A 17,516-nucleotide genomic window follows, 5' to 3' on the forward strand; every position below is an offset into this window, starting at 1 on the left:
TTTAGCTCGCGATACCGAAGGCGACACGGGTAAAGATGATTGCCATAACGATACCGACGAATACCAGTGGTGAGCGGGCCTTAATGTAAATAAACAGGCCCATGATGATTTCGGCGATGTAGAACCATTTAACCAGTGATGAGCCGGAGCCGAAGGTGGAATTAACCGTGGCGTTCTGCGAGGAAAGAAGGTCGGTACCAGATGCGAATGCCGGGTGAGTGACCATAAGTGCAAATAAAAAAGCGCCTGCTGACTTTAAGTAAAATTTAGCCTGGCGATTTTCGCGTGCTTTGCGGAATAAAGACGCTACCGCCCATCCCTTACCGACGTTAAGGGCACTGCCTTTGGTTAACATGTTTGTTTTCTCCGAAGTAAACAAAAGTGAATCGCGTAAGTGCTTGTTTACGCGGGCGCAATTGTCCCATGACCCTAAAAAAAAAAAACTGTGACGCATGTCACACTTTTTGGAACCATTCAGATTTATCCGAATATGTAAGTGGGTAGGCTTTGTTGACCAGTAAGTTCGGAGATGGCCTACGGGATCTATAGCTATGAAAGTAAAAGAAAAAATGTGGGATGGTCGCGGCCGTCCACGCAAGTTCCAGCCAGGTGAGGCGGTGGAGTGGCGATTGCGTGCACCGGATAATCTGCTTATGGAGCTGAGAATATGTGCCAGAGCTGGCAACAGAAGTGTGAATGAGGAAATTATTGCCAGGCTTTTGTTGTCGCTGAATTATCAGCCCGGCAAGCCTGTCATTAAAACTGCGGAGGGTGAGCGGCTCATTGCTCTGGCGGTGAGATTTGAAGAGTGGCTAGGGCAATTACTTGATGGTGAATCTCTTGATGATGCTGGAGAAATTAAATCCTCGCCCAAGCAGGAGCAATTGTGGATGTGGCGTGAGGGTGAAAGAGTTTTGCTTCCGGGGAAAACAACCGGATATAGCATGCGAATTCCTGAAAACCTTGCAGATGAAATCAGGGCAATGGCGAAGGTGCATAACCGTAGTCTGAATGATGAAATGCTCACCCGTCTGATGAATACGCTGGGTTATTTTACGGAAAGGTTACTTGACCAGAATGAGGATGCGCAGGCGCTTAAAGTTCTTTGCATGGAGTTCGAGGTGTTCCTGAAAGAAAAAATAAAGGAGGTGGAGAAAAGTGACCTTCCCTGGGATGAAAAACCGTCCCTGTGATCGATGTGGGCCGGGGTGTCCGGCTCACGGATTTATTCTTTTTCGTTGATGAAGTGCCTTGCTTCTGCTTCGTTCTCGGCTGTGTGTATGCCGCTTAAAATCATATCAAGCGTATCTTCAAGGCTGCCTTCGCCGTCTTTTCCTGTCATTTTTAAATACATCTCAGCGATTAGGGTGGCAATGAGAACTGTGCCTTCGCGTGAGCCGGCTGCTTTTCTTATGAGGTCTCTTCGATATCCTTCGATATCAAATTGATTGCCATCCTCGCCATCGCGTTTATAAACAAGCAGTCCAAGCCGGATTAATTCGTTGCAGGTAGCTGATATGTTTGCTTCTCCAGCATTAGCGCCGTTCTGCAGGTCTTGTTGAACAATATCGCGAACTTCGCGTTCAATTTTATCTTTAAGGTAGATGCCGACTCTTCCCATATTTCTTACCTGTTTTAAGTTAGTGTCGGAACCGACACTATGTATGGCCTGTTGGTGGATTTCCACATTGCTGTGCAAGGCTGTAATGGGTTGATACTGCTGTGCATTTCTGTTCTATACAGTAGTACAATCCAGCACTATGATGTGCGATAGTGTGACACTGTGCGATATATAATTCAATGTAATTAAAGCATATCTACAATTGTATGATACATGTGTGACATACCGACACTAACAGGTATCAGGATTATACGATAGTGTAGTGTCGGTATGTACGACATTAAACGGTCACATTCCAAAAGCGCGCAAATTTCTTACAAACATCCCACTGAAATGAAAGGAAAAATCTGCAAGACGAAGTCTTGCGTGGGGTGTGATGTTTTAAGAAGTTAGTAAAAAGCGGCATGTTAATACCTCCATCTGGTTTGGTTTTGTTATTTCACATGGTTAATGAATGCGTGCCTCAGAGCGCTCACGCGCGTTTGTAGTGAATTAACTTGATTACAACGATCCGCCGGGGTATTTTTTAAAGCACCTCACCTACGTCCGTGTGTTTCGTTAAAAGGCCAAATCATGAAAATATCATTACTGCCTACAACATTGCTGACCCTTTCACTATCTGCTGGCGCTGCTCCCCAGATGTGCTTTGAACAAGCCGGGAAAGATTATCAAATTGATCCGCTGCTGCTTATGTCAATTTCGATTAAAGAGAGCAGACTTAAACCAGGAGCAATAAATGGATCAAACAGGGATGGAACAGAAGATGTCTGTGGGATGCAGGTGAATAGCTCACATTACGGCAAACTTAAAAATTTTAATATTACCCGTGAACGCCTCCTGAATGATCCATGTATATGCGTCTATACGGGCGCGTGGGTTCTGGCGCACAACTTCATATCATACGGAAAAAACTGGGACAGCGTTGGAATGTATAATACGGGACCAAGCAAAAAGCTAATCGTGAAGCGTAAAGCCTATGCTCAGGAGATTAAAAATATATATCGCGTATTGCTGGCCAGAAAAGCGTTACTTTCTGAACGTCTCGCACCAGCCACTGAAAAGGATCTCAGAAGTCAAATGACAGAAACGGTATCGTTAAACATGGGTCAGTAAAAAGCCGCTCTTTCGAGCGGCTCAATTTTCAGGCCTTCAGTTTTGCGAACTCCTCAGCCATTTTCCAGAGAACTTGATTTAATTTGATATCACCGTCTATTCCAGTGACTTCCCGCGTTCTGGTCATCTTTCCTTTTTCCGTTTTGCCACGAATCCCCCCACGGATCACATTTTCCTGCACCACGTTAAATGTGGTCCATAAATCCTGTCCTTTATCGAGAACACGGCGAGGATTAATAATTTGCTCCGGAGTAATCGGCGCTGGTTTTCCGTCATACTTAAGTTCCAGGGCTGTAGCACCAAAAAGGCGCTGCTCAGGCAAAGTAAGCTGTATGCTTTTCATCAGATCTATATTTTCATCAACCGCGTCAAATGTTTCCAGCACCGTGTAAGCGCCTTCGATAACCTGCCCGACAATATCCCCTTTGTGTGGTACGCGAATTTCTCCAAAATCCTTCCATGCAACCAAACCATTACTACAAACCTGACGGAACATACCAGGGATCATTTTATAGCTACTTGAACCATCATGACTATTCAGCAGAATAATTTCCGGTACTTCCTTTCCGTTAATCTGGTCATGGCGACGCAGGCGAAGCATATGCTTTGTAAAGTCGCGTTTATCCTGGTCACGTGTACGTGACTGTGTTGCATAATACGGCTGAAAACCTTCATCACGTAAACGGTCGAGAATGACAATCGTTGGGATATACGTATAACGCTCTGACCGAGAATCGTGTTTCTCCTCAGAGAACGCGCTCGGAACAATGCGCTGTAATTCGTCATTCGTCAGCGGGCGGTCTTTACGGATTGACGTTGGCATACGATAGCGGCTTGCGAAACTGACCATAATTATTTACTCCTGATTATTTAGTTAGAGATGAAGAAATAACGCGATAAAAATTATCCAGCGGCACTTCAACTGCTACCGGACGACCAGCGACCACCCAGACAGAGATATAATCCGGGCATTCGTCATTAATTAACGTCAGCTCAGTGGCATTCACTGGCGGCGTAAAAATTGCTGGCTGTGACTCCCCTTCCGATGCAGTCAGGACCCAGCAAAACAGATCCGTGAACTGGGATGTAGTGAGTTCTGAATCACATCTTCCGGTAGATTCTTGAGCGGCGGTTTTGACGTTGACGTTTCGTGTGTGCATCCTGGTTTTCTCCTGTGGTGATGGTTGTCCATCTCCCTGGTGAGTTCTCTCGCGGCAAAGGGCAAAGGAGCAACTGCGAAGGGAGGAAGGAAAGGGGCGCAGACAAAACTTTTTGCGGACCCTCGCAAAAAGTTTTGGCGGAGTTCATTTCACCCCTTGGATGACGACCCGACGGTGCTACGACCAGCCCTCCGCGTGAGGACACACGGGGGATGGCCTCACCGGGTGAACAGGATGCACACACCCGACACGTCGGAACGGCGTGGCGCCATTAAAGCGACGGCTTCAGCCGGCGCGGTGAAGGCGTTCCGGACGGCACGGCCGGAGAAGCCGCAGCCCTTGACCTCAGCCATCAGACCCTAGCCGTATGGCCCGAAACCCGAAGGGGTTCGGCGGAGCCTGGCGGCTGCGCAGCGGCTGCCCTGGCGGAGTGGGGCTCGACGACCGGACAGCAACGCTGGCCGGGAGCCGAAGGGGGCCCAAAAAAGGGATTCAGGTGTTTTCAGAGGATTTGCTGATCGGGTTTCAGAGTCGGTGACCACGCCACGCCACGCCACGCCACGCCACGCCACGCCACGCCACGCCACGCCACGCCACGCCACGCCACGCCACGCCACGCCACGCCACGCCACGCCACGCCACGCCACGCCACGCCACGCAGGACCGTATCAGTGACAATTTGCCCTCACAATACTGTTCATCAGAATCGCCACGGGATCAGACCAGGGCGGGAGGAGGCAGCGCCGCAGGCGCTGGCCTTGCCGCCCCGTCAGCCCGAAGGGATGACAGGGTTTTCGCGCGCGAACAGGCGGCGCATATGCCCCGCCCGGATTATTTACTGTCCGTCGCCCTGACCGCCCTGGAGAATGAAGTGGCCGCAAAGATAGACGGCACACTGGCGGGTAGCTGATTCGCAGATCTCATCAAGCACTTTCGCTGTGGTTACGGGGCTGAGTCCTGATTCGCGCCTTCTCTCGTTGATGAGCGTTTTATACTGGCGCAGGATACTGCGGGTTTCGGGTGTCAGTTGCATGGTGTTCTCCTTTAATCGGGCGGCATCGCCGCCCGTGGTCAGTCAGTCAAGGGCACGCCAGATGGTGGCGCTTTCCGGATGGGTATCAGCAAATGCCATAAGCTGCTCATAACGGCGGCAGAAATGGCGGCACAGTTCCTCATGGTCATGATTACTGTGGTGCCAGCTACGGTGATTCAGTACCAGTGCCGTGAGGATGATCCCCGCCACTTCTCCGCTGACAGTCTGCTCAAACCAGTTGTCCGGAATGCACAGGGTCAGGCTCTCCACGTCAGGCGCCATATACCCGCCGCCTTCCGGCAGCCGGTAAAACTGCCAGAATCCCCCCTGATAGTCGGGGCAGTAACGCTGGGCGTAAGCGTACACGGATGCCTCGGACGTCATAAAATCGCCGCCAAACAAATCAGGCAGAAAAGTCAGGCGCTGCGCACCCTCAAGACGAACAACATCACAGGTCACGGTCTGGTTCATAGATCCTCCACGGTTAACATATTCTCGGTTCCGGCATCGCCGTGACGACACAGAAGACCGGCGAAAAGCGGAGGACGCAGGGGCGACGCCGCAAGCCGCAGCGCAAAGCCTTCACGGGCTGAATGCACCGTGAAGGGTGCGAACGGGTGAGGACGGAGGCGTCAGCGAACCCTTGTGGCCGATGCGGCCGGGCTACAGTGAAGTCACGGCGCATGCCGTCACCGCACGGAGCTTCAGGGGAGTTTCATTGTCCCGACGTGGCCCGCAGGGCGGCGGCGGATAAAAGCGGAAGGCACTGACATCCTTATTCGCTTTGGATGGCCACGGTTGCCGGGGGGCTCTCCCCCGGCTCGTTCTTAGGCAGCCAGCACGTCTTTCAGCGCGTAAACATCGTTTCTTGCTTCCTTTACAGAGTCCGGTTCAGGCCGGCCAGCTTCCCAGGCCATTCCGGCCCGATGCTCCAGCTCACACTCATAGTCACGCAGGACGCGGGACAGGAGGGCTGCCGGCACGCTTACCTGGCGGTTTGCAGCTTCCCGCTGACGGGTCAAAAGGTCGCTGATGGTCAGATTAGTCACCCCCTCCTGGCGGTATTGCGTCATTTTCATCTCGCCCAGCGCCTTCATCACGGCGCGGATTTCAGCCCCGTCCGGTTTTGGCTGGGCTTCACGGCAGGCCACGCTAATCCCCTCTTCCGTCCAGATAAGCAGGACCAGGAGTTCGTCGAACGTGAACATTTTTTCAAGCTGTACACAAAGTTCTTCGCGGGTTCCGTACATTGTTTTTTTCTCTCTTGTAAGGGGTTACAGGCCGGGCATCAGCCCGGCAGGGTCAGTCAGTCCTGAAAGGTTTCGTCCAGCACCAGGGCTTCGCGGTAGGCCTCCAGAAGCAGGGTGTTGATCCGGCGCAGAGTCTGGGCGGCCATACGTTCGGTAAGCGTTGCCGCGTCGTGCCGGTGCTGCGATTCAAGGCGATTCAGCAGCATCCGCGCGTCACACATAGCATTACTGAGCGCGGCCACGTCCGCGCGCAGGGTTTCAAGGCCCGGGTAGTTCATGCCGCCTCCGGATAGTCGGGGTAGAACGCGCCGTCATTGGCTGCCGGCATCCTTCTTGCCCGTTCAACCTGCGCCAGACGGCGAACGCCGGCGGCGTGGTACTGCTCAAGCATCTCGATCCCGATGTAGCGCCGACTGGACTCGGAGGCGGCCACGCAGGTAGAGCCGCTGCCAGCAAACGGGTCAAGGACAATGGCACCCGGACGCGTGAGCGATTCAATCAGCGGGCGCAGGCTCTGCACCGGCTTCTCCGTTGGATGGTGTCGGTTGCCCGTGTATTTCCAGGGGATCACATCAGGGATGGGACGGTCCGGGGTTTGCGGCCTCCCCTTCGCCAGCAGGTAGGCGCTCTCATGGGTGTAACCCACGAACGTCGATTTTGAGGCGTAACTCTTGGCAAAGACGATATGGCCTACAACCCGGAAGCCGGCCGTTTTCCACGCATTCAGAAACAGATCCGCGCGGTTCCAGGCATAAAAGCTCACCATGAGACTGTCATTTTTCAGCACGCGGTACATTTCATGACAGGCGGGCTGGAGCCATTCGGCTGAGTTGTCACCGGCCAGGGTGCGGCCGGTACGGTCCTTATAGCCAACCAGATAAGGCGGATCGGTAAGAATAAAATCGACGACACGCGCCGGGAAACGGGACATCACTTGCACGCAGTCACCCAGAATAAAACGGGACATAGACACACTCCTCTCTGATATGCGGCACCCTCTTGCGCCGTGCCGCCACAAAAACCCGGCGGAAAGCGGAGGACGCAGGGGCGACGCCGCAAGCCGCAGCGCAAGCCTTTCAAGGGCTGAATGCGCCGTGAAAGGCGCGAACGGGTGAGGACGGAGACGACGTGAACCCTTGCGACCGTAGCGGCCGGGTTAGCGTGAAGGCACGGCGTTGAACACGCCGCCGGCTGGCGGCAATAAGGCGGAGGGAACCGACATCCTTCGGTGCCGGTTCTGGTAGCTGATGAGTCCAACAGGGTATGGCAGAAGGTTCAGTGATAATGTATTCGCGCCGTTATCTGTGACATGTGTACCTTTGATTTCAGGACACCCTCCTCCCCGGAAGGTGCCTTTTTTTCGTCAGCGCCCCTTCACCCTGTCAATGGCAAACTGTAGTGTGTCCCAGTTAAATCCGATCCCGGCATCGTGGTTGTGGTCGCAGATACGCATGGCTTCTGCAATTTCCTCTTCAGAAAGACTGTCATCGAGCGTCAGAAAATCGTCTGCCAGCCAGAACGTCCCCATACACAACGCATCCTGCGGATACTGCTGTAGTCTCGCGGTGAGCGCCGCCACCGTCACATCATCACGGCAGGCAGGAAGCGACGGCAGCACGCGATCGGCGATGTCGTTCCAACACCAGTCATCGTCCTCCGGCACAGGTTCAAGCAGGGTCTGTAATTCCACACCCGGGAGTTGTGAAAGCTGCTCCAGAATTTCGCCCAGGCAGAGTCGTTCACTGCTTGCATCCTCGCTCCCCAGGTAATGGTGGTTGATATATACGGCAAACTCGCCGTTATCGAGTTCAATACAGGTAAGTCTGAACATGGTTGTGTCCTCAGCATTCGGCACCCTCTTGCGCCGTGCCGCCACAAAAACCTGGCGGAAAGCGGAGGACGCAAGGGCGACGCCGAAGCCGCAGCGCAAGCCCATCACGGGCTGAATGCACCGTGCTGGGCGCGAACGGGTGAGGAAGGAGGCGACAGCTTCCCTGGCGGCCAAAGCGGCCGGGTTAGCGTGAAGGCACGGCGGGTAATCTTTCCGGGGAGACGTTAAACTGAGGGAGAGAAATTTCACATTAGATAAAAATGTAATTTAAATCACAAAATGACGCTTTATAATTGCTGAAAAAAAATTAAGCATTTAGTTTTGACGGCAGGGATGAGATGTCACCCTGCCGTTTTTTTAGTCCTGAAGTGCACGGGGTAAGATTTAACGCACAGGAGCAGAACCAATACGTCTCAGCGCATCCTGAACTTCACGCAGCCCAAAAATATCTTCCGGCGGTTGATCCTTTCCGGCCATGCTACAGACCGTAAAGACCGCATTTGATGCGGTTAATCTCTCACGGTATAGCGCCTGCAAGGCCAGAACAATCAGCGTGCGTTCGTCACCTTTAAGCTCTTCAATTTGCATGCTTTTTCCTTCAGGTTAATTTTCATATTCATCTCCGCCCCTTTGGTTTTTTCTCGTCAAAAGCCAGGAGAACACCGAGACAAATCAACGAGGCGTAGCAGACCTGTATTGTGATTGTCACCGGCAAGGAGATGTTATCAACCAGAACGCCGGGAACCACGATGGCTACGCCTGCCAGTATCATTCCCCTGCCGATCTTTTTGACCAGATCCGGCCACTGAGATTCAGGGACATTCCGGGCGCGCAGAAAGTTGTGAATGAACTGCTCTGCCGTTCGTTTAATCACTGACATGTTTTAGTCTCCGAATGCCCGTCGCATATTTTTCTTTATCCCGGCAGTTTCAGTTCCGGATACCGGCTCGGCAGACGCTGTCGGTTTCTCCGGTACTGCTGCCTTATTCACGCCAGCAGTACCGGCCATCTGCTGAACCAGAACCTGCAGCTCGCTGATCGTGGCGGGCGGTACCGGCATGCTGGCCAGCAGACGCGGCAGCTCTGGTGCTGTCGTGTGCAGGGCCAGACCGGTGATAATCAGATTTCTCAGCAGCTCTCCACGCAGGCGGGATGACACTCCCGTCAGCACACTTTCCACCCGTTCACTGCTCCGGTCCTCCTGAAGCGTCAGGGTGTAACGCCGGCGCTGGTATTCCGTCTCCGGTGACATAGCCAGAGCCGCCACGCCGCCATCCGGCTCATCAGGAAGTCCGGAGAGTGAAGACCAAGTGCCGGAGACCAGGGCCATCACGGCGCAAAGCCGGATGGTGCTCAGTTTCCCGTCAAAAAACACCGGGATCAGCGCCGGTAAACGGGCATCAGTCTGGTACATTACCGCCCCGGCGGTGGCGGCGGTCCGGATGAAGTCACCGCGCAGGGGCTGTGAGATGGTGCTGATGGTCGCCATCGCTGCAATGTCGGTATGGTCATCGCTGTGCAGATAGAAAGAATACTGGCCGTCCGGCACGTTTAGTCCTCTTTGTTGTAAAGGGCAATCTCTCTGGCCAGCGCCAGCTGCGGATCGCCTATAACTTCAATACGGTCAGGAGCCAGAGGCCAGGCCTGACGGATAGCCTCTTCAATGAGGGACGCCCCTCCCCCGACCAGAAATACCCGGTTAACGTTCCTGAAGGCCGTCAGCTCACTGGTGACGCGCGCGCCCAGAGAGGTGATTGCCTCTGTAATTTTGCTCAGGACATCGTCAATTTTACCGGCATCGTTGATCACACGCTGCAGATACTGACGATCATTGCGGTTGCGGATGACCGTGTCAGCAATGAGCGCGCTGGTTTCGCTGTCTGCAGCACGCAGCGCGCCTGCAGTTGCACGGGTGACCTGTGACACGCCAACAGACGGATTACCGTGTACCGCACTAATATCATCAAACTGTCCAACTATCACGCCGGCATCGAGTGTGGTTCCACCGAGATCGATAATCAGGGTGGTCTCAGCTGGTCCGGGCTTCAGCTCAGCGAGACGGGAGAACGCCGCCGGCAGTGATTCCGGCATAACCTTCACATCCGTTACGGTAAATGCCCTGCCCTTGTTCAGAACCAGCTCACGCATCAGGTTTTCCCGTTTGCGTCGAATGTTCTCCTCGTTCCGCTGGCAATCACCGTCATAATACTCACTCAGGGGCAGCGTCACGGTCAGGCTCACCGGTTGCGGCTCAAGTCCACTGTTCAGCAGCGCATGATGAACGGCCAGCAGGTTGAGATCACCGTACTGATATTCCACGTTTGTTGTCGGGATCGCATCACGACTGACGCTGTCCCAGGTGTATTTCAGCGTGCCCACCTGATAGTTGAACGTTGCTGCACTGAATTCCGCCACTTTCCAGCCATGCCGGAAGGAGTTAGCAGAGACCCGGGTCTGCAGCTTGTTTCCTTCAAACCATGCCAGCTTAACATTAGTTGAACCATCATCGCAGTAAATATTCATCATTATGCTCCGTCAATTAAACTCAATTTGATACCAATTATAAGAGCAAAATGGAAAAAAAAGTTTTATTTCTCATTATGAGCAATATAAAAACATCAAAATGATATTTTGTATCTTTTTGAGCATCTTAAGTTACTCACTATGTAAGTATCGCAGGTGATCTGGATTATCGTCTCACTGTTAAATATACTGTATACATAACCAGTATTTTTAGACGTCTGGAGGAAAGATGAAACTGCAACTTTTCAGCACCGGGAAAGAACTCCCACCACAGGCCCATCCGTTGTTTGCAGACCTGGCCAGTTGCGGTTTTCCAAGCCCTGCAGCTGACTATGTCGAGTCCGATCTGGATCTCCATGATTACTGCATACGGCATCCGAGCGCGACCTACTACCTGCGTGCCAGCGGTGACAGTATGTCCGACGGCAGCCTTTACAATGGCGATCTGCTTGTTGTGGACAGTGCAGAGAAGCCCCAGCACGGCGATATCGTTGTGGCCAGCGTGCAGGGGGAGTTTACGGTCAAACGGCTTCTGCTGACGCCACGACTGACGCTGCAGCCCATGAACGCCTCCTGGTCGCCGATTTATCCCAACCCGGACGATCTGGATATCTTTGGCGTAGTGACGCACATCATCCACCGTCCCAGGGAGATGTACTGATGTTTGCCCTGGCCGATGTGAACAGCTTTTATGCAAGTTGTGAACGTGTTTTCCGACCGGATTTGAAGGGAAAGCCGGTTGTCGTGCTCAGTAATAACGATGGCTGTGTAATCGCAAGAAGTGCCGAGGCGAAGCCCTGGATACGAATGGGTACGCCGTGGTTCCAGATAAAAAACGAGCGGTACCCGGAAAAAATAAACGCATTCTCAAGCAATTATGAACTTTATGCCTCGATGTCGGCGCGCGTAATGAATTGCCTGGAGGAGCTGGCCCCTAGAGTGGAACAGTATTCGATTGATGAGATGTTCCTCGATCTGACCGGCGTGGAGCACTGCATGGATCTGGAAGACTTCGGCCGCCAGCTGCGCCAACACGTGTATGACTGTACCCGCCTGATCATCGGCGTTGGAGCTGGACCGACGAAAACGCTAGCAAAATCAGCACAATGGGCCTCAAAAGAGTGGAAACAGTTTCGTGGTGTGCTCGCCCTGACCCGGGGGAATCCTCAGCGAACGCGTAAACTGCTTTCACTGCAGCCGGTCGAAGAGATCTGGGGCGTTGGAAATCGCATTGCACGCAAACTCAATGTACTGGGTATCAAGACCGCGCTCGATCTGGCCCTGACAAATCCGGCCTTCATCCGGAAAAATTTCTCCGTAGTTCTAGAGAGAACGGTGCGCGAACTGAACGGGGAAAGCTGCATGTCGCTTGAGGAAGCCCCACCAACAAAACAACAGATTGTCTGCAGTCGCAGTTTTGGCGAAAAGATCACGGAGTACGATTCGCTCCGCCAGGCTATCTGTCAATACGCAGAGCGGGCCTCTGAAAAACTGCGTAAAGAACACCAGTATTGCCTGCATATTTCCGTTTTCATCAAAACATCTCCGTTCGCCGTTAAAGAGCCTTACTACGGCAATGTGGCCACGGAGAAACTGCTTACCCCCACTCAGGACACTCGTGACATCATTGCAGCCGCCACGACGGCTCTGGAGCGTATCTGGAAGGATGGACACCGGTATGCCAAAGCCGGCGTTATGCTGAATGACTTTACCGGCTCCGGTATTTCGCAGTTGCAGCTGTTCGACGAACGTCCGCCACGCCCTCACAGCGCCGAGCTGATGAAAGTGCTCGATGGCATTAATCATTCCGGCCTTGGGCATGTCTGGTTTGCTGGACGAGGGATTGCGCCATCCTGGCAGATGAAACGCGACATGCTGTCCCCAGCGTACACAACCCGCTGGAAAGATATCCCCATTGCACGGATCAGTTAAATTTCGCCTTTCAGAGAGAGCCAGCAGTGCTCGCCGCAGCCGAACGACAGGGCGAAGCCCGCGAGTGAGCGAGGAAGCACCAGGGAACTAAACGGATATATTCTGCTTACGCTCAGTGTTTAATGGATATCCCACTCTGGTTTATCCACTTATCCACGGGCATATTTTTTAAAGATCTTTTTAAAGGGTTGTTAGGTTTATCTTTTTAGAATACCTCTTAGCCCTTTATTCATGCGGGTTTGAGAAGGATCTGTGTGACAATCTGCCCTTTCAGTGTGACAAATCACCCTCAAAACCCCTGTTAAAGTGTGACAGATTGCCCTTAACCCTGTGACAAATTGCCCTCATGATTTGCTGTATTCCACAAAGTTATCCCTACCTGTTGACTCTTTTTCATTTAGTGTGACAATCTAAAAATCTGTCACACTTAACACGGATCTGTCATGTCGGAAATTGCGGTTATCAACCATAAAAAACGTAAGAATAGCCCGCGTATTGTCCAGTCAAACGAATTGACTGAGGCGGCATACAGTTTATCTCGCGATCAAAAGCGTATGCTTTATCTTTTTGTGGACCAGATTAGAAAGTCTGACGGTACGCTGCAGGAGCATGACGGGATCTGTGAGATTCAGGTTGCAAAGTATGCTGAGACCTTTGGCCTTACTTCTGCGGAAGCAAGTAAAGATATTCGGCAGGCGCTAAAGGGCTTTGCCGGGAAAGAGGTTGTTTTCTACAGGCCTGAAGAGGATGCCGGAGAAGAAAAGGGATATGAATCTTTTCCCTGGTTTATTAAACGCGCCCACAGCCCATCTAGGGGACTTTACAGCGTTCACATTAATCCTTACCTGATACCGTTCTTCATTGGCCTGCAGAACCGCTTCACGCAGTTCAGGTTGAGTGAAACGAAAGAGATCACCAATCCCTATGCCATGCGCTTGTATGAATCCCTTTGTCAGTACCGTAAGGCTGATGGTTCTGGTGTGGTTTCGCTGAGAATTGACTGGATTATGGAGAGGTATCAGTTGCCGCAAAGCTATCAACGCATGCCTGACTTCCGCCGTCGCTTCCTGCAGGCCAGCGTGGATGAGATCAACAGCAGAACCCCGATGCGTCTGTCCTACATCGAGAAGAAGAAAGGCCGCCAGACCACACATATTGTATTTACTTTCAGAGATATAACGTCTATTACTTCTGAATAATCAGAGGGCTGTTTGTCACATTTTCGAGGGCAGGTCGTCACACTTTAACAGGGGTTTTGAGGGTGATTTGTCACAGAACACCATTCTGAACCCAGTAGTTGACAGGTATGTGTTATACACATTCCCATCAAAGCCTCATTTCCATTCCTCCACTGAGGGCAAATTGTCACAGATAGCTGAAGGCATTTTGTCATACATCCCTGCAATAAAATGAGTGTCGTTTGTCACAGATGGCGTGGTAGAACGTCTGTGCTCTGGGCGTGAGGGTGAATTGTCACACTTTGCCTGCGCTGAAGATATGTCTGAGCAGAACACTGTTAAACGTTTTATCTGAAGCCGCTGGCCAGCCCGGGGGATCGGTTAACAACACCCCTTCTTGCTCCATCAAACTGTGCGTATTCTTTTTGCGCGTTATATAGTCCTCGGACTCATATCCCATTGTTTCAATGATGAACGTCGTCACTGCACGTTCGTCGGCAGGTGCTACATTCAGGATGAAATCAGGATGAATTACATCCTCCACACCATCTTTGATGCTTTTCATCGTGAATAGAGGTTTGGTGAGACTAATTGTTTCTGGGTGATTTGGCTGGCGACCGGCATAACTGCTGGCATTGATGATTACCTTCAGGGTATCACGCTCCTTATTGCTGTCGACAGGTACCGGATTATCCAGCGTATAAGCAGCATGGGCGTAGCTTTCATGGCAATAAACATTACCATCCCTCCCCCTTCTATATTCAATAATCGCCCAGTAGGGAGCTCGGCTGCCGGCATTATAACTATTTTCGCCATTAATACTGACTCGTGCCTCTGGCCGGTGCGTGAAGGTTTTCCTACGAACGCTAAAGGTCACTTCTTCCCGGCTGACTTCTGTCGCTATCCCGATGATATATACGCACAGTTCTTTTTCCTCGCTGTTGATACCCTGTATTGATTCCAAATTTGTGAGCATTTCATCGATGCGATCGATGCTCAGCCAGGGTGAGCAACTGAATAATTGGCTCAGAGGTGTGCCATTTCTCATTGAGTGCTCTTCCAGCACTTCTTTTAGCCTGAAGATCGCACCTGTCAGCCCTGGACTTTGATACTCCGGAACCAGCTCAAGCTGGTTCAGGCCTGCGGCTTCAATGAGCGTCAGTAATTTTCGCCCAAGGGCCGGGACGGGTTTCAACGTTTTGCGCCTGCGCTTACGTGGCACTACCGGTCCCTCCACTGCGACCGCTCTTGCTTCCTTCTTCTTATCCGGGAGCCAGTCATCGCCTCCGACAGGGTTCAGTGGGCTGGTTTTCCCCTCCCCAACGGTGTTGTCTGCGTCTTTTTCTTTTTTTAGTCGGTACAACGGACACTGTTCGTTATGTGGCCTTGTTGTTTTTACATGGCGTAACTTGGATACGTTTACTTCACAATTAAAGGGGCCTTCTGCTTTTGGGTCCGAGTCAACACAGTCACACTTGATCCAAAGTTCTTGTCGGTCCATCTCTTCAAGAACGGCATTAACAATGCGTAAATCCGCCTGACTTGGTTTTCGACCGTTACTGAATACGTGCAGCAGGGCTTCCTTTTCAGCCAGATTCAGTTTCCGCTCAAATCTTCCTCTCGGATTTTTCTTCCGGACCAGCTCCATATAACCTCCAACTTACCATCTTGTTATTTTACCATGTTAACATCTTACTATCTTATTTATTTGTTATCTTACTAGATTACTATCTTACTATGTTGTTATCTTAGTTTTAATCAGTGATCATAATCTTATGAATATATAACTAATTGAAACGTATATATTTTATAGTTCTTATTGTATTAGCTTGTTATCTTAATAAGATAATATGTTGCTTTTGTATCGAAACTATATCATTATCTTAATAAGTTAACATGATTGAAGGTGCAAAGATGATCATAGTTCTTGGAAGTCAAAAAGGCGGTGTTGGCAAAAGTACGCTGGCTGTTTCCATCGCGGCGTATCTTATGTCTCTTGGTAAAAGAGTTCTTATTGTTGATGCAGATGACCAGAAATCAGTATTAACCTGGTATAACAACCGTCCTGAAGAACTACCCCATATACCGGTTACAGGCGCGACTGGCAACATCAAAGCAATGTTAAAGGAACACGAAAAATCCTATGATTTTGTCATTGCAGACTGTGCTGGTCGTGATAGTGCAGAAATGCGTAGTGGATTGATGGCCGCAGATGTATTCATTTCTCCTTTGCGCCCTTCACAGATGGACCTGGATGTTGTGCCTCATACATGCTCTGTATTTACGGCAGCAAAAGATTTTAATGAGGATGTTCGAGGATATCTCGTTTTAAACATGACTCCCACTAACATGTTTGTTAATGAAGCCAATCAGGCAGCTGAAGTACTCAAGGATTACCCAGAAATGCATCTGGCAAGCTCCCGAGTATGCGATCGTAAAGCACATCGAGATGCCTGGGCAGAATCAATGACAATTTTTGAAACGCAGAACAATAAAGCTAAAGAAGAAGTTGAGGCACTGGTCAAGGAAGTTATTTTATGAGGAATCGCAGCCATACCCCTCCAAAAGACGAAGCGGCATTCATTCATGGAGGTTCTGCAGCTCTCAGTTCGACAGAAGAGTTGTCCGCTAAAAAACACACAGCAGGAAAAGCTAAGCCAGTTAGTATTTCCTTGGCTGATGAGAACTTACGTGCAATTGATGACGTTATCAGAGATGAAATGTTATCTGGACGAACAAGAGTAAATAGATCAGACGTAGTGAGAGCTGCTCTGATGGCGTTAGATCGGTTAACGAAAGAAGAACTATCTCAACTTATTGAAAAAGCGAAACTTAAGTAATGGAGAGATAACTGGTTATCTTGTTATCTTGTTATCTTGTTATCTTGCTATCTTGCTATCTTGCTATCTTGTTATCTTGTTGCGATATTGTAAGTAATAAACCTTTTTATATTGCAACAGCGTCAGTGCCTATAGAACTGAGCGCGATGCTGGATAAAACAAAGGAGAACACTTAAAGTGAGCCGAAAAAGACGCGGTTTACTAGGGAAGGTGCGAACAAGTTCCTGATATGAGATCATCATATTCATCCGGAGCGCATCCCAGAGGGACATCATGAGCCATCAACTCACCTTCGCCGATAGTGAATTCAGCACTAAGCGCCGTCAGACCCGAAAAGAGATTTTCCTCTCCCGCATGGAGCAGATTCTGCCATGGCAGAATATGACCGCTGTCATCGAGCCGTTTTATCCCAAGGCGGGCAATGGCCGACGGCCCTATCCGCTGGAGACCATGCTGCGTATTCACTGCATGCAGCATTGGTACAACCTGAGCGACGGTGCCATGGAAGATGCCCTGTACGAAATCGCCTCCATGCGCCTGTTTGCCCGATTATCCCTGGATAGCGCCCTGCCGGATCGCACCACCATCATGAATTTCCGCCACCTGCTCGAGCAGCATCAACTGGCCCGTCAATTGTTCAAGACCATCAATCGCTGGCTGGCCGAAGCAGGCGTCATGATGACCCAAGGCACTTTGGTGGATGCCACCATCATTGAGGCACCCAGCTCTACCAAGAACAAAGAGCAGCAACGCGATCCGGAGATGCATCAGACCAAGAAAGGCAATCAGTGGCACTTTGGCATGAAGGCCCACATTGGTGTCGATGCCAAGAGTGGCCTGACCCACAGCCTAGTCACCACCGCGGCCAACGAGCATGACCTCAATCAGCTGGGTAATCTGCTTCATGGAGAGGAGCAATTTGTCTCAGCCGATGCCGGCTACCAAGGAGCGCCACAGCGCGAGGAGCTGGCCGAGGTGGATGTGGACTGGCTGATCGCCGAGCGTCCCGGTGTCAACAACGGGTAAAAAGTGATC

At 51.2% G+C, this 17,516-nt stretch carries 23 protein-coding genes and 1 pseudogene; 8 read left to right on the top strand and 16 right to left on the bottom strand.

All coding sequences use genetic code 11. From position 1 onward, the window contains the following. Nucleotide 1 precedes the first annotated feature (1 nt). On the bottom strand, nt 2-355 hold the full coding sequence (locus PI91_RS00330) for a type IV conjugative transfer system pilin TraA (RefSeq protein WP_039265198.1): 354 nt from the start codon (nt 353-355) through the stop codon (nt 2-4). A gap of 196 nt (nt 356-551) precedes the next feature. Between PI91_RS00330 and PI91_RS00335 the strand changes: the two genes are divergently transcribed. Next, entirely contained in the window at nt 552-1,193 is a 642-nt protein-coding gene (locus PI91_RS00335; protein WP_039265199.1) for an Arc family DNA-binding protein, read from the top strand. Between the two features lie 32 nt (nt 1,194-1,225). Here PI91_RS00335 and PI91_RS00340 read toward each other — a convergent pair whose 3' ends face one another. Continuing rightward, nucleotides 1,226-1,621 (bottom strand): conjugal transfer protein, encoded by a 396-nt coding sequence (locus PI91_RS00340; protein WP_039265200.1) that lies wholly within the window; start codon nt 1,619-1,621, stop codon nt 1,226-1,228. A gap of 573 nt (nt 1,622-2,194) precedes the next feature. Here PI91_RS00340 and PI91_RS00345 point away from each other — a divergent pair. Further along, nucleotides 2,195-2,734 (top strand): lytic transglycosylase domain-containing protein, encoded by a 540-nt coding sequence (locus PI91_RS00345; RefSeq protein ID WP_052232702.1) that lies wholly within the window; start codon nt 2,195-2,197, stop codon nt 2,732-2,734. Nucleotides 2,735-2,762: 28 nt separating this feature from the next. Here the strand turns inward: PI91_RS00345 and PI91_RS00350 are convergent, their stop codons facing one another. From PI91_RS00350 to parM, 13 genes are all read right to left on the bottom strand, one after another. Beyond that, nucleotides 2,763-3,584 (bottom strand): DUF932 domain-containing protein, encoded by an 822-nt coding sequence (locus tag PI91_RS00350; protein WP_039265201.1) that lies wholly within the window; start codon nt 3,582-3,584, stop codon nt 2,763-2,765. Nucleotides 3,585-3,600: 16 nt separating this feature from the next. Next, nucleotides 3,601-3,894 (bottom strand): hypothetical protein, encoded by a 294-nt coding sequence (locus tag PI91_RS24285; protein ID WP_071580395.1) that lies wholly within the window; start codon nt 3,892-3,894, stop codon nt 3,601-3,603. Between the two features lie 525 nt (nt 3,895-4,419). Then, the gene (locus PI91_RS25975) at nt 4,420-4,572 is read right to left on the bottom strand and encodes a hypothetical protein (RefSeq protein WP_157841577.1); all 153 of its coding nucleotides are present in this window, start codon (nt 4,570-4,572) and stop codon (nt 4,420-4,422) included. Nucleotides 4,573-4,729: 157 nt separating this feature from the next. Then, nucleotides 4,730-4,927, bottom strand: a complete 198-nt coding sequence (locus PI91_RS00360) for a hypothetical protein (protein WP_039265202.1) — start codon at nt 4,925-4,927, stop codon at nt 4,730-4,732. A 42-nt stretch (nt 4,928-4,969) separates the two neighbouring features. After that, nucleotides 4,970-5,398, bottom strand: coding sequence for an antirestriction protein (locus PI91_RS00365; protein ID WP_039265203.1), 429 nt, complete (start codon nt 5,396-5,398; stop codon nt 4,970-4,972). Between the two features lie 356 nt (nt 5,399-5,754). Then, on the bottom strand, nt 5,755-6,177 hold the full coding sequence (locus PI91_RS00370) for a DUF1380 family protein (protein WP_039265204.1): 423 nt from the start codon (nt 6,175-6,177) through the stop codon (nt 5,755-5,757). A gap of 56 nt (nt 6,178-6,233) precedes the next feature. Then, a complete protein-coding gene (locus PI91_RS00375; protein ID WP_039265205.1) occupies nt 6,234-6,455 on the bottom strand; it encodes a hypothetical protein in 222 nt (73 codons plus the stop codon). Next, on the bottom strand, nt 6,452-7,144 hold the full coding sequence (locus PI91_RS00380) for a DNA methylase (RefSeq protein ID WP_039265206.1): 693 nt from the start codon (nt 7,142-7,144) through the stop codon (nt 6,452-6,454). Before PI91_RS00380 ends, PI91_RS00375 begins: the two co-directional genes overlap by 4 nt. 396 nt (nt 7,145-7,540) lie before the next feature. Then, nucleotides 7,541-8,008 carry a hypothetical protein gene (locus tag PI91_RS25255; protein ID WP_039265207.1) on the bottom strand — a complete coding sequence of 156 codons (468 nt, stop codon included), beginning with the start codon at nt 8,006-8,008 and terminating at the stop codon, nt 7,541-7,543. A gap of 384 nt (nt 8,009-8,392) precedes the next feature. Continuing rightward, nucleotides 8,393-8,596 (bottom strand): hypothetical protein, encoded by a 204-nt coding sequence (locus tag PI91_RS00390; protein ID WP_039265208.1) that lies wholly within the window; start codon nt 8,594-8,596, stop codon nt 8,393-8,395. A gap of 28 nt (nt 8,597-8,624) precedes the next feature. After that, complete coding sequence (locus tag PI91_RS00395; protein WP_039265209.1) at nt 8,625-8,888, bottom strand: hypothetical protein; 264 nt, start codon at nt 8,886-8,888, stop codon at nt 8,625-8,627. 3 nt (nt 8,889-8,891) lie between these two features. Then, entirely contained in the window at nt 8,892-9,557 is a 666-nt protein-coding gene (locus tag PI91_RS00400) for a plasmid partitioning/stability family protein (protein WP_039265210.1), read from the bottom strand. A gap of 2 nt (nt 9,558-9,559) precedes the next feature. Further along, nucleotides 9,560-10,531, bottom strand: a complete 972-nt coding sequence (gene parM / locus PI91_RS00405; RefSeq protein ID WP_084635667.1) for a plasmid segregation protein ParM domain-containing protein — start codon at nt 10,529-10,531, stop codon at nt 9,560-9,562. Nucleotides 10,532-10,760: 229 nt separating this feature from the next. Here parM and umuD point away from each other — a divergent pair, with 229 nt between their 5' ends. The 3 genes from umuD to repE all read left to right on the top strand — a co-directional run bounded on the left by umuD (nt 10,761) and on the right by repE (nt 13,662). Then, nucleotides 10,761-11,192: a translesion error-prone DNA polymerase V autoproteolytic subunit gene (gene umuD, locus PI91_RS00410; protein WP_039265212.1), complete on the top strand. Its 432-nt coding sequence runs from the start codon at nt 10,761-10,763 to the stop codon at nt 11,190-11,192. Further along, nucleotides 11,192-12,463 carry a Y-family DNA polymerase gene (locus PI91_RS00415; RefSeq protein ID WP_039265213.1) on the top strand — a complete coding sequence of 424 codons (1,272 nt, stop codon included), beginning with the start codon at nt 11,192-11,194 and terminating at the stop codon, nt 12,461-12,463. Before umuD ends, PI91_RS00415 begins: the two co-directional genes overlap by 1 nt. A gap of 443 nt (nt 12,464-12,906) precedes the next feature. After that, entirely contained in the window at nt 12,907-13,662 is a 756-nt protein-coding gene (gene repE / locus PI91_RS00420; RefSeq protein WP_039265214.1) for a replication initiation protein RepE, read from the top strand. Nucleotides 13,663-13,936: 274 nt separating this feature from the next. Here repE and PI91_RS00425 read toward each other — a convergent pair whose 3' ends face one another. Then, the gene (locus PI91_RS00425; protein ID WP_039265215.1) at nt 13,937-15,289 is read right to left on the bottom strand and encodes a hypothetical protein; all 1,353 of its coding nucleotides are present in this window, start codon (nt 15,287-15,289) and stop codon (nt 13,937-13,939) included. A 266-nt stretch (nt 15,290-15,555) separates the two neighbouring features. Between PI91_RS00425 and PI91_RS00430 the strand changes: the two genes are divergently transcribed. The 3 genes and pseudogenes from PI91_RS00430 to PI91_RS00440 all read left to right on the top strand — a co-directional run. Next, nucleotides 15,556-16,182 (top strand): ParA family plasmid-partitioning AAA ATPase, encoded by a 627-nt coding sequence (locus PI91_RS00430; protein ID WP_039265216.1) that lies wholly within the window; start codon nt 15,556-15,558, stop codon nt 16,180-16,182. Then, the gene (locus tag PI91_RS00435) at nt 16,179-16,481 is read left to right on the top strand and encodes a hypothetical protein (protein ID WP_039265217.1); all 303 of its coding nucleotides are present in this window, start codon (nt 16,179-16,181) and stop codon (nt 16,479-16,481) included. The genes PI91_RS00430 and PI91_RS00435 overlap by 4 nt, the downstream gene beginning before the upstream one ends. A 273-nt stretch (nt 16,482-16,754) precedes the next feature. After that, nucleotides 16,755-17,492 (top strand): annotated as a pseudogene (locus tag PI91_RS00440) (IS5-like element ISKpn26 family transposase); the annotation flags it as partial. Nucleotides 17,493-17,516: the final 24 nt, after the last annotated feature.

Source organism: Enterobacter sp. FB, from assembly GCF_000805795.1.
Classification (GTDB): Bacteria; Pseudomonadota; Gammaproteobacteria; order Enterobacterales; family Enterobacteriaceae; genus Enterobacter; species Enterobacter roggenkampii.

Bases quoted from the DNA above. Each gene is read 5' to 3' on its own strand.
- PI91_RS25255 (WP_039265207.1), bottom strand. From the start codon at position 8,008: ATGTTCAGACTTACCTGTATTGAACTCGATAACGGCGAGTTTGCCGTA.
- PI91_RS00365 (WP_039265203.1), bottom strand. From the start codon at position 5,398: ATGAACCAGACCGTGACCTGTGATGTTGTTCGTCTTGAGGGTGCGCAG.
- PI91_RS00430 (WP_039265216.1), top strand. From the start codon at position 15,556: ATGATCATAGTTCTTGGAAGTCAAAAAGGCGGTGTTGGCAAAAGTACG.
- repE (WP_039265214.1), top strand. From the start codon at position 12,907: ATGTCGGAAATTGCGGTTATCAACCATAAAAAACGTAAGAATAGCCCG.
- PI91_RS00345 (WP_052232702.1), top strand. From the start codon at position 2,195: ATGAAAATATCATTACTGCCTACAACATTGCTGACCCTTTCACTATCT.
- PI91_RS00390 (WP_039265208.1), bottom strand. From the start codon at position 8,596: ATGCAAATTGAAGAGCTTAAAGGTGACGAACGCACGCTGATTGTTCTG.
- umuD (WP_039265212.1), top strand. From the start codon at position 10,761: ATGAAACTGCAACTTTTCAGCACCGGGAAAGAACTCCCACCACAGGCC.
- PI91_RS00330 (WP_039265198.1), bottom strand. From the start codon at position 355: ATGTTAACCAAAGGCAGTGCCCTTAACGTCGGTAAGGGATGGGCGGTA.
- parM (WP_084635667.1), bottom strand. From the start codon at position 10,531: ATGAATATTTACTGCGATGATGGTTCAACTAATGTTAAGCTGGCATGG.
- PI91_RS00370 (WP_039265204.1), bottom strand. From the start codon at position 6,177: ATGTACGGAACCCGCGAAGAACTTTGTGTACAGCTTGAAAAAATGTTC.
- PI91_RS00435 (WP_039265217.1), top strand. From the start codon at position 16,179: ATGAGGAATCGCAGCCATACCCCTCCAAAAGACGAAGCGGCATTCATT.
- PI91_RS00415 (WP_039265213.1), top strand. From the start codon at position 11,192: ATGTTTGCCCTGGCCGATGTGAACAGCTTTTATGCAAGTTGTGAACGT.
- PI91_RS00360 (WP_039265202.1), bottom strand. From the start codon at position 4,927: ATGCAACTGACACCCGAAACCCGCAGTATCCTGCGCCAGTATAAAACG.
- PI91_RS00340 (WP_039265200.1), bottom strand. From the start codon at position 1,621: ATGGGAAGAGTCGGCATCTACCTTAAAGATAAAATTGAACGCGAAGTT.
- PI91_RS00380 (WP_039265206.1), bottom strand. From the start codon at position 7,144: ATGTCCCGTTTTATTCTGGGTGACTGCGTGCAAGTGATGTCCCGTTTC.
- PI91_RS00375 (WP_039265205.1), bottom strand. From the start codon at position 6,455: ATGAACTACCCGGGCCTTGAAACCCTGCGCGCGGACGTGGCCGCGCTC.
- PI91_RS00335 (WP_039265199.1), top strand. From the start codon at position 552: ATGAAAGTAAAAGAAAAAATGTGGGATGGTCGCGGCCGTCCACGCAAG.
- PI91_RS00425 (WP_039265215.1), bottom strand. From the start codon at position 15,289: ATGGAGCTGGTCCGGAAGAAAAATCCGAGAGGAAGATTTGAGCGGAAA.
- PI91_RS00395 (WP_039265209.1), bottom strand. From the start codon at position 8,888: ATGTCAGTGATTAAACGAACGGCAGAGCAGTTCATTCACAACTTTCTG.
- PI91_RS24285 (WP_071580395.1), bottom strand. From the start codon at position 3,894: ATGCACACACGAAACGTCAACGTCAAAACCGCCGCTCAAGAATCTACC.
- PI91_RS00350 (WP_039265201.1), bottom strand. From the start codon at position 3,584: ATGGTCAGTTTCGCAAGCCGCTATCGTATGCCAACGTCAATCCGTAAA.